The sequence below is a fragment of the Streptomyces synnematoformans genome, from assembly GCF_039531005.1.
GTDB classification, from domain to species: Bacteria; Actinomycetota; Actinomycetes; order Streptomycetales; family Streptomycetaceae; genus Streptomyces; species Streptomyces synnematoformans.
Genome location: NZ_BAAAPF010000268.1, coordinates 1 through 9,781, shown reverse-complemented (window position 1 = coordinate 9,781; position 9,781 = coordinate 1). Strand labels below are relative to the sequence as shown.

At 75.8% G+C, this 9,781-nt stretch carries 10 protein-coding genes; 4 read left to right on the top strand and 6 right to left on the bottom strand.

The genetic code is table 11. The annotated features are described in order from the left end of the window. Positions 1–366 (top strand): C40 family peptidase (locus ABD317_RS28435; RefSeq protein WP_344293348.1); only part of this gene is annotated, 366 nt, incomplete at its 5' end. A gap of 50 nt (positions 367–416) precedes the next feature. On the opposite strand, the gene ABD317_RS28430 is transcribed toward ABD317_RS28435, so the two are convergent. Both ABD317_RS28430 and ABD317_RS28425 read right to left on the bottom strand, forming a co-directional pair. Then, positions 417–1,142, bottom strand: coding sequence for a LuxR C-terminal-related transcriptional regulator (locus tag ABD317_RS28430; RefSeq protein ID WP_344293346.1), 726 nt, complete (start codon positions 1,140–1,142; stop codon positions 417–419). Between the two features lie 92 nt (positions 1,143–1,234). Further along, positions 1,235–2,548: a PspC domain-containing protein gene (locus ABD317_RS28425; protein ID WP_344293344.1), complete on the bottom strand. Its 1,314-nt coding sequence runs from the start codon at positions 2,546–2,548 to the stop codon at positions 1,235–1,237. A gap of 132 nt (positions 2,549–2,680) precedes the next feature. Here ABD317_RS28425 and ABD317_RS28420 point away from each other — a divergent pair, with 132 nt between their 5' ends. Beyond that, positions 2,681–4,114: a PspC domain-containing protein gene (locus tag ABD317_RS28420; RefSeq protein WP_344293342.1), complete on the top strand. Its 1,434-nt coding sequence runs from the start codon at positions 2,681–2,683 to the stop codon at positions 4,112–4,114. Beyond that, positions 4,101–4,559, top strand: a complete 459-nt coding sequence (locus tag ABD317_RS28415; protein ID WP_344293340.1) for a hypothetical protein — start codon at positions 4,101–4,103, stop codon at positions 4,557–4,559. The genes ABD317_RS28420 and ABD317_RS28415 overlap by 14 nt, the downstream gene beginning before the upstream one ends. Here the strand turns inward: ABD317_RS28415 and ABD317_RS28410 are convergent. From ABD317_RS28410 to guaA, 3 genes are all read right to left on the bottom strand, one after another. Continuing rightward, positions 4,556–5,098, bottom strand: coding sequence for a DoxX family membrane protein (locus ABD317_RS28410; RefSeq protein WP_027755742.1), 543 nt, complete (start codon positions 5,096–5,098; stop codon positions 4,556–4,558). The genes ABD317_RS28415 and ABD317_RS28410 overlap by 4 nt on opposite strands. A gap of 219 nt (positions 5,099–5,317) precedes the next feature. After that, on the bottom strand, positions 5,318–6,646 hold the full coding sequence (locus ABD317_RS28405; protein WP_425582456.1) for a hypothetical protein: 1,329 nt from the start codon (positions 6,644–6,646) through the stop codon (positions 5,318–5,320). Between the two features lie 431 nt (positions 6,647–7,077). Beyond that, positions 7,078–8,652, bottom strand: a complete 1,575-nt coding sequence (gene guaA / locus ABD317_RS28400; RefSeq protein WP_344293337.1) for a glutamine-hydrolyzing GMP synthase — start codon at positions 8,650–8,652, stop codon at positions 7,078–7,080. Positions 8,653–8,966: 314 nt separating this feature from the next. On the opposite strand from guaA, the gene ABD317_RS28395 reads away from it, so the two are divergent. Next, positions 8,967–9,257 (top strand): chorismate mutase, encoded by a 291-nt coding sequence (locus ABD317_RS28395; protein WP_027755745.1) that lies wholly within the window; start codon positions 8,967–8,969, stop codon positions 9,255–9,257. A 90-nt stretch (positions 9,258–9,347) separates the two neighbouring features. Here ABD317_RS28395 and ABD317_RS28390 read toward each other — a convergent pair whose 3' ends face one another. Beyond that, the gene (locus ABD317_RS28390; RefSeq protein ID WP_344293350.1) at positions 9,348–9,755 is read right to left on the bottom strand and encodes an ATP-binding protein; all 408 of its coding nucleotides are present in this window, start codon (positions 9,753–9,755) and stop codon (positions 9,348–9,350) included. Positions 9,756–9,781 lie beyond the last annotated feature (26 nt).

Genomic DNA, 9,781 nt, shown 5'->3' with positions numbered 1-9,781 from the left:
TCACCGCAGGCGCCGGGCGCCCGCGCCGCGCGCGCGGTGTCGTACGCCCGGGGCGCGGTCGGCAGCCCGTACGTCTGGGGCGCCACCGGGCCCGGCTCCTTCGACTGCTCGGGCCTGACGCAGGCCGCCTGGGGCGCCGCGGGCGTCTCCCTGCCCCGTACGACCTACACCCAGGCCGCGGCCGGCACCGCCGTCCCGCGCTCGGCGCTGGCGCCGGGGGACCTGGTCTTCTACTACCCGGGCCGCACCCACGTCGGCATCTACGCGGGCGGCGGCCAGATCATCCACGCGCCCCGCCCGGGCGCCAGCGTGCGCTACGCCCCGGTGGACTCGATGCCGTTCGCGACGGCGGTACGTCCCGCGTGACGACGCCGTCCTCAGGAGGAGTACGTCGGACCGGCCTCGGCAGGAGCGCGTCAGACCAGGCGGCGGGCCGTGGCCCAGCGCGTCAGCTCGTGCCGGTTCGACAGCTGCAGCTTGCGCAGCACCGCCGAGACGTGCGACTCGACGGTCTTGACGGAGATGTACAGCTGCTTCGCCACCTCCTTGTACGCGTACCCCCGGGCGATCAGCCGCAGCACCTCCCGCTCCCGCTGCGTCAACCGGTCCAGGTCCTCGTCCACGGGCGGCGCGTCCGTCGACGCGAAGGCGTCGAGGACGAAGCCGGCGAGCCGCGGCGAGAAGACCGCGTCGCCCTCCGACACCTGGAAGATCGCGTCGACCAGGTCGGAGCCGGTGATGGTCTTCGTCACGTACCCCCGGGCGCCGCCGCGGATGACGCCGATGACGTCCTCCGCCGCGTCCGACACCGACAGCGCGAGGAAGCGCACCGGCGCCTCGCCGCTCGCCGACTCGCCCATCAGCCCCGCGCAGCGGCGCAGCACCTCCACGCCGCCGCCGCCCGGCAGGTGCACGTCGAGCAGGACGACCTCGGGACGGGTGGCGGTGATGACCGTCACCGCCTGCTCCACGTCCGCCGCCTCGCCGACGACCTCGACGCCGGTCTCGTCCGTGACCCCGATCTCCGCCTGCACCCCGGCCCGGAACATGCGGTGGTCGTCGACGAGCACGACCCGTACCCGACGGCCCTCCTCCGGGCCCGCACCGCTCACCGGCACTCCGCCCGCTGCGTCGTCCGTCATCGTCCGCTCCTCACTGCGCCCGCCGCGTCCACGCCCGGCACGGCCACGTCCACGCCCGTCCATGTCCGTCCATGTCTGTCCGCGCCCCGCCCTCACTCGGCGCGCTCCATCTCCAGCTCCACCTCGGTGCCCCCGCCCGCCGGCGTGCGCAGCCGGGCGGTGCCGCCGTTGCGCTCCATCCTGCCGATGATGGACTCGCGTACGCCCATTCTGTCGGCCGGGACCGCGTCCGGGTCGAAGCCGGGGCCGCGGTCCTTCACCGAGATGAACACCTGCCGCCCCTCGACCTCCGCGAAGACCTGCACCGGCCCCGCCTCGCCACCGTACTTGGCCGCGTTGACCATCGCCTCCCGCGCCGCCTGCAGCTGCGCCCCGAGCCTGTCGTCCAGCGGGCAGTCACCGACGCACACCACCTCCACCGGCACCCCGTGATAGTCCTCCACCTCCGCCGCCGTCCGGCGCACCCCCTCGGCGAGCGTGCCGGGCCCCGCCCCGTCGTCCTCGTCGGCCTTCCCGGTCCCCTGCGGCCGGTACAGCCAGGTGCGCAGCTCCCGCTCCTGCGCGCGGGCCAGCTTGCGCACCTCGCCGGAGTTGTCGGCGTTGCGCTGGATGAGCGTGAGGGTGTGCAGCACGGAGTCGTGCACGTGCGCGGCGACCTCGGCGCGCTCCTGCGCGCGGATGCGCATCAGCCGCTCCTCGGAGAGGTCCTGCACCATCCGTACGAGCCAGGGGCCGGCCAGCAGCGCCACCCCCACCAGCACCGCGAGCGACGCCTGCACCACGGCGCCGATGTGCCGCGTGGAGCCCTGGATGACGACGATCGCGCTGACCCCCGCCCCGACCAGCAGCACCCCGGCGGCGCCGCGCGCGAGCGGCAGGAACTTCGTCCCGCGCGTGACCGCCGCCCACTTCGCCCGCCGGGCGTTGTCCGCCTGCCGCCACACCAGCGCCACGCCGGCGCCGATGAGCAGCAGCGGCCACACGAAGGCGTTGGAGCGGCCCAGGTCGAGGCTGCCCGCGAAGATCCCGGCGCCGACGAGCAGCGCCAGCAGGGCGAGCAGCTGGCCCTTGTCGAGCTTGCGGAGCCGCTTGCGCCCGTCGGCGTCGACGTCCACGAGCGGCTTCTCCGCCCGGCCGCCCTGGCCGAGCGGGACGACGAACCAGAAGACCGCGTACAGCAGCACGCCCAGGCCGTTGGCCATGAGCAGGCCGAGGAAGACGATCCGCACCCACGACACCGGCAGCCCCAGGTGCCCGGCCAGACCGCGCGCGACGCCGCCGAGCCAGCGCCCGTCCGCGCTGCGGTACAGCCGCCGGACGGGCCGCTCGTACGGGTCGTACGGGTCGTACGGGCCGCCGGGCGGGGCGGCGCCGTCGGCGGCGGACGCGGCGGTGGCTGCGGTCATGTCCTGCATCGTCACACGGGCGGGGCGGCCCTGGCATCAGGGTTGGCCCCCCATCGGTCCCCGGAGGATTTCAGGGTGGGCTCCGGGTGGTCCCGCCTCCCGCACCGCGACGGCGTCCGCCACCATGGACCCATGACCGACACCAGCCCCGACGCGGACGCCGACGGGCGGAACGGGGCGCCCGGCGACCGCACCGCGGCGGGGGCCCGGACGCGCACGGGCGCCGGGGAGCGTGCCGGCGAGGACGCGGGCTCCCCCGACCCCGGTCCCGCGCGCCCGCGGCTGCGCCGCAGCCGCCGCTACAAGGTCGTCGGCGGCGTCTGCGGCGGCCTCGGCCAGTACGTCGGCATGGACCCCGTCATCTTCCGCATCGTGCTCGGCGTCCTCACCGCCACCGGCGGCCTCGGGCTCGTCGCGTACGGCTTCGCCTGGCTGCTGATGCCGCTCGACGGCGAGGACGACAGCGAGGGCCGCCGGCTGCTGTCCGGCCGGGTCGAGGGCTCGGCGCTGACGGCGCTGCTGTTCGCCGTCGTCGGCTGCGGCCTGTTCCTGTCCGTACTGAACACGACGGACACCCACTTCTTCGCCGCCCTGCTGATCCTCTGCCTCGGCGGCGCCGCCTACTGGTCGCACCACCGCCGCGCGGCCGAGGAGATGGCCGCCGACGGCGTCCCCGTGGACGACGCCACCGCCCACGCCGTGGCCGACGCCCCGCCGGAGACCGCGCCGCCCCCCGTGCCGTACTCGCCGTCCTGGTGGCGCGACCCGCTCACCAAGGACGGCGACTTCCCGCCCTACCTCTGGGGACCCGACGACGACGCCGCCGACGAGGCCGCGGCCGAGGGCCCGTCCCGCACCGGCTGCCGCAGGAAGACCGGGCCGTCCGGCACCGGCCGCCGCGGCGAGCACGAGGCGGTCGGCATCGGCGGCTGGACGTTCCTCGCCGCCGCCGCCACCTGCTCCGTCGTCATCGTCGCCACCTGGGGCGCGGAGCCGCTGGGCACCACGCTGGCGCTCGGCCTCGGCGGCGCGCTCGCCGTCTTCGGCGCCGGCTTCACGCTCAGCGCCTGGCTCGGCCGCACCGGCGGCGGCACCGCCTTCTGGGCGCTGCTCACGACCGTCCTGTTGGCCGGCGCGCTCTGGCTGCCGGACACCATCACCGCGGACTGGGGCGAGCGGACCTGGCGCCCGGCGGCGGTCACGGACGTACGCGAGCGGTACGAGCTGGGCAGCGGCGAGGCCGAGCTGGACCTCAGCAGGCTGGAGCTGGCCCCGGGCCAGCGGGTCGAGACCACGGCCGAGGTGGGCCTGGGGCAGCTGGAGGTGCACGTCCCCGACGACGTCCGGGTCGAGGTGCACAGCCGGGTCGACATCGGCGACCTGCACTTGCCGCCCACCACGCACACCGAGCCCCCGGACGACGGCGACATCGACGTGTCCCCGGGGCAGGAGCGCACGACGGTGCTGGAGCCGACGGCCGACGGGCCGGACGGCCCGGCGGGCACGATGGTGCTGGACCTGACGGTCTCGGTCGGCCAGCTGGAGGTTGTGCGTGCGACGTCATAGGTTCGAGCCCGCGAAGCTGGTCGCCGGCCTGGTGCTGCTCTGCGGCGCGACCCTCGGCCTGCTCGACGCGTCCGACGCGCTGCGCCAGCCGGACTGGGTGCCGCTGGCCGTGGTGCCGCCGGGGCTGGCGCTGGCCGCCCTGGTCGCCGCCGTCGGCTACGCGGCGCGCCACCGCGCGCGCCGGCGCGCCCGGGAGGCGCACGCCGCGGCGCCGGCGCCGCGGGAGGCGGGGCTGGGGGCGATGCCGATGGACGAGCTGCGCGGGACGTACGAGATGCGCTTCGGCGGCGGGGACGTGGAGCCTCCGGCCGACGACGACGGCTCGGGCGGTGGCGCGGGTGCGTACGGCGGGCGCACGGACGGCGGGCGCACGGACGGCGAGCGCGCGGACGGTGGCGCCGGCGCGGGCGCGGGCGGCGGGGGCTCGGGCGGCGGGGGCCGCTAGGCGAAGAGCTGCTGGCCCTTCCTGCGGCGGCGGACGGCGAGCACCGAGTCCAGCGACCAGTAGGGCGCGCCGGCCAGGATCAGGGCCGTCCACGCCATCATGTACGGCAGGTCCTGGCCGTAGTAGTACGGGTCCGCGGACCAGCTCATCGTGAACCACAGCGTCATCGAGATCAGGGCGCCGCCGGTCGCGGCCAGCCGCGCCCACAGCCCGGCGAGCGTGCCGAGACCCACCGCGATCTCGCCGAGCGAGATGGCGATCCCGAACTCCGTCGGCGCCTTCTGCGCCAGGTCCACCAGCGCGGGGATCGCGACGTCGGGCAGGGCGTCGAGGGTGTCGTGGAGGGAGCCGGGACCGCTGGCGTCGAGGAAGGCGTCGTCGGTGAGTTTGTCGAAGCCGGCGTAGACGAAGGTGATGCCGAGGAAGATCCGCAGGGGCAGCAGCGCGAACCGGGCGGCGACGGCCCGGATGCCGCCGGGCGGCTCCCCCTGGGGCACCCTCCCGAGTACGCCGGTGCGGGACGCTTGGTCCTGTGCCATGTGTAGTCCGCCTCTCCTGCCGTAGACCGTGCCGGTGATCGCCCCGGCGCCGATACTTCATGTGTGGGAGGGGATACGTAAAGCATTTCCTGAACGCTCAACCGGATCGGGTCGTTCGCGTCCGCACGGTCGACGTCCGGTCGCGATCCAGCCGGTGACCCGGCAGGTGGGTCAGCGGATGGTCCGGCGGGTGGTCCAGCCGGTGGTCCAGCCGGAGGTTCAGTCGACGATGTCGAGCAGGTACGGGGCGGACTCCGCGCCCCCGGCGGTGACCACCCGCAGCTCCGTGCGGCCCGGCTCCACGTCCACCGGCACGGGGACCGTCAGCCGGGTCGCCGTGGGGTTGGCGAAGCCGCCGGCGACCGGGACCAGCGGCACGTGCACGTGCACGGCTCCGATCCGTACGACGACGCGCGCCAGCTGCTCCGGCGACTCGGCGCCCGCCGGCACGAACCCGGTGCCGCGCACCTCGACATCGTCGCCGGTACGGATCGCGGTGTGCAGGTCGCCGGGCTCGCGGACCCGGACCACGGACAGCACCGCCGGGCGCCCGCCGTCGACGAGCCGGGCCGCCAGGTGAACCGCGGCGCTCACGGCGACCAGCGCCGCGACGCCCCACGGCAACCCCGGCAGCTGCTCGGGCCGGCGGCCCAGCTGCACCAGCGCGAAGAGCAGCGCGGCGGCGGCCACCACGGCGTACTGGATGTCGACGGCCGCGGCCCGGCCGGCGTCGTCGGTCAGCAGGTCGGCGGCGCGGGGGCGGGCGGCGCGGGTCTTGGTCAGGCCACCGCTGCGCAGCCGGTACGCCACGACGGCGCGGGCGCCGCGGGCGGCGGCCCGGACGTCGGCGAGGGCGGCGACGAGCCCGGCGGCGCCGCCGGCACCGGTCCCCGGCCCCGTCCCCGACCAGCCGAGGCCGTCGAGGAGCCGGTCGCGGGCGGCGGAGCCGTCGGCGAGGGCCAGGGCGAGCGCGAGGTGCAGCAGCGCGTACCCGGCGAGCAGCGCCCCGGCGACGGCCACGGCCCGGCCGGCGGAGAGCCGGCCGTCCTCGCCGACGACGGGGGCGAGGAGCCCGCCGCGGGCGCGGTTCAGCCACGCGGCGCCGGCCAGCAGCCCGGCGGTCAGCACGGCGGCGAGCAGCGCGGCGGTACGGGCCCGGGTCCAGCCCGGGCCGAGGGCGGTGAGCCCGACGACGAGGAGGAGGGCGAGCAGGCCGGCGCCGATGACGTACAGGGTGCGCCGCCACAGCGCCGCCGGCCACGTCCCGCCCGCGGCGGCGGCGCGGGCGGCGAGGGTGTCGGCGGAGCGGGTCAGCTCGTCGGAGACCCACTGCCGGGAGGCGCCGGGCGAGTGCGCGACCCCGGCGGGCACCCCCTCGCCGGCGGCGAAGCCGTCGCGGCGGCGGTCGAAATCGGAGGCGGGGGCGGAATCGGAGCCCGTTTCGGCCCCGGGGACGGCGGCGCCGGTGGCACCGGATCCGGCGGCGGTGGCGCGGGACCCGGCGGATGCGCTGCCGGTACCGTGGGGGACGCCGGAGCCCGTCGGCACCTCCCCGCCGGAGCCGGACCGGCGGGGGCCACCGCCCGTACCGCGCTCGGTGCCGGGCCCCGTGCCACCGTCCCCGCGCTGCACCGGCACACCGGCGGCGCCGCCGGCCTGCGGGCTCCCGACCTGCGGTCTCCCGGCCTGGGGGCCGTCGCCCGATCCGCGCTCGGCACCGGACCACGTACCACCGGAGTCCGCCGGCCCGCCGGCGGCATCCGCGGCCGCCGGGCCGCCCGCCGACTCGCCCTCGGCGCCCGCCGCAGGCGGGGCCGCGGCGCCGGACTCCGTACCGCCTGCGGCGGCGCCCGCCGCAGGCGCGTACGTGTCGTCGTCCCCCGCTTCCACCGCCACCTCGTGCCCCCTTGACCGCAAGCCGTCCATGTGATGAGAGCGAATTCTGCCCTACCGCGGGCGCGGCGGGACCGGCGGGCCGCTCACTCCCACTCGATGGTGCCCGGCGGCTTCGACGTGACGTCGAGGACCACGCGGTTGACCTCCGGCACCTCGTTCGTGATCCGCGTCGAGATCCGGGCCAGCACCTCGTACGGCAGCCGCGACCAGTCCGCCGTCATCGCGTCCTCCGACGACACCGGCCGCAGCACCACCGGGTGCCCGTACGTCCGCCCGTCGCCCTGCACGCCCACCGACCGTACGTCGGCGAGGAGCACCACCGGGCACTGCCAGATGTCGCGGTCGAGACCGGCCGCCGTCAGCTCCTCGCGGGCGATGGCGTCCGCCTCGCGCAGCAGGTCGAGCCGGTTCTCGGTGACCTCGCCGACGATCCGGATGCCGAGCCCCGGGCCGGGGAACGGCTGTCGCTGCACCATCGCCTCGGGCAGCCCCAGCTCCTTGCCGACCATCCGGACCTCGTCCTTGAACAGCCGCCGCAGCGGCTCGACCAGCTCGAAGTCCAGGTCCTCCGGCAGCCCGCCGACGTTGTGGTGGGACTTGATGTTCGCGGTGCCCGTACCGCCGCCGGACTCCACGACGTCCGGGTAGAGCGTGCCCTGCACCAGGAAGCGCACCGGCGCCCCCGTCTCCCCCGCCGCCGCGACGACCTCGGCCTGCGCCTGCTCGAAGACCCGGATGAACTCCCGGCCGATGATCTTCCGCTTCTGCTCCGGGTCCGACACCCCGGCCAGTGCGGCGAGGAACCGCTTCGCCGCGTCCACGACCTTCAGCTGCACGCCGGTCGCCGCCACGAAGTCCTTCTCGACCTGCTCCGACTCGCCCTTGCGCATCAGCCCGTGGTCGACGTAGACGCAGGTGAGCCGGTCCCCGATGGCCCGCTGCACCAGCGCGGCGGCCACCGCCGAGTCCACCCCGCCGGACAGCCCGCAGATCGCCTGTGCGTCCCCGACCTGCGCGCGGATGGCGGCGACCGACTCCTCCACGACGCTCGCCGTCGTCCACGTGGGGGCGATACCGGCGCCGCGGTAGAGGAAGTGCTCCAGGACCAGCTGGCCGTGGGTGGAGTGCATGACCTCCGGGTGGTGCTGCACGCCGTACAGCTTCCGCTCGTCGTCCTCGAACGCGGCGACGGGCACGCCCTCGGTGGACGCGGTCACCGTGAAGCCCGCGGGGGCGGCGGAGCAGGCGTCGCCGTGGGACATCCAGACGTCCTGCCGCCCGGGGGTGCCCTCGAAGAGCGTCGAGTCGGGCCGGGAGACGCTCAGCTCCGTACGCCCGTACTCGCGCCGGCCGGTGTTGTCGACCGTGCCGCCGAGCGCCTGGGCCATGAGCTGGAAGCCGTAGCACATCCCGAAGACAGGCACCCCGGCGGCGAAGATCGCCGGGTCGATGCCGGGGGCGTTCTCCGCGTACACCGAGGAGGGGCCGCCGGAGAGGATGATCGCCTTGGGGTTCTTCGCCAGGATCTCCGGCACCGGCATGGTGGACGGCACGATCTCGCTGTAGATCCGCGCCTCGCGCACGCGGCGCGCGATGAGCTGGGCGTACTGGGCACCGAAGTCCACGACGAGAACGGTGTCGGGGCTCGCTGAGGTCACTGCTGCGGCCTTCCGGCGGTGGGAGGGGAGATACAGGGTGGTGGGAGGGGGGATACAGCCGAGTCTATCGGCTGCGGTGTCTCACCATGCGGGCCGCCGTTGTCCACCGGCGGGACGGCGGTGGATACTGGGGTCCATGCGCACGCAGAGCTTCCGCTTTACCTATGGCAACCGGCCCGTCCGGCTGCCATGGTCGTGCGCTTGAGCTGACTGACAAGCGACTTCCCAGGCGCCCCGGGCCGGCAGGCCCGGGGCGCGCTGTGTGTACGCCGCCGGGCGGCGGGCTCCGGGACCCGTATCCCAGGAGTGACGAGATGAACGCAACCCAGGCGAGCGACCGGACCGGGGCGCGCACCGACGAGGCGGCGACGGAGATCACCGGCGCCCGCGAGCGGATCGACGACCTCGACGGCCGGATCATCGCGCTGGTGGAGGAGCGGATGGCGGTCTCGGCCGACATCCAGCGGGCCCGCATCGCCTCCGGCGGCCGGCGGGTGAACCTCTCCCGCGAGATGGAGATCCTCGCCCGCTACCGCGACCACCTGGGCCGCCCGGGCACGACGCTGGCGATGACTCTGCTGGAACTGTGCCGCGGCCGCGTCTGACCGCGGCGGCGGGGTGCTCCGGCGCAGGGGCGGGTTCGGAGCACCGGGCCCGCCCGGAGCGCGACCGGACCCCGTCACGTGCCCGCCCCCTCACCCGGCACCCCGGGCCCCCGGCTCGACGACCACCGCCCACACCGCCTTGCCCACCCCGCCGCGCTCGGCCACGCCCCACCGCGCCGCCAGCGCCTCGACCACGACCAGGCCGAAACCGCCCGCCTCGTCCGGCACCCGTCGCACCGGCCAGACGCCGGAGGCGTCGTGCACCTCGATACGCACCCCGCGGTCCTGCCGGACGCAGCGCGTCAGGATCTCCCGCCCCGGCGGCACGCGGGCATGAACGACGGCGTTGGTCACCAGTTCCGACACCACCAGCACCGCCGGCTCCGCAATCCCAGCCATCCCCCACGCGGCCAACACCCTGCGCAACTGCGCCCGCGCCAGCCCCACGCACCGTGGATGCCGCCGCCACTGAGCTTTTTCCAACCTCAGTTTGAGCATGTGAGGTGGAGGGTGAGGGCTGCCTG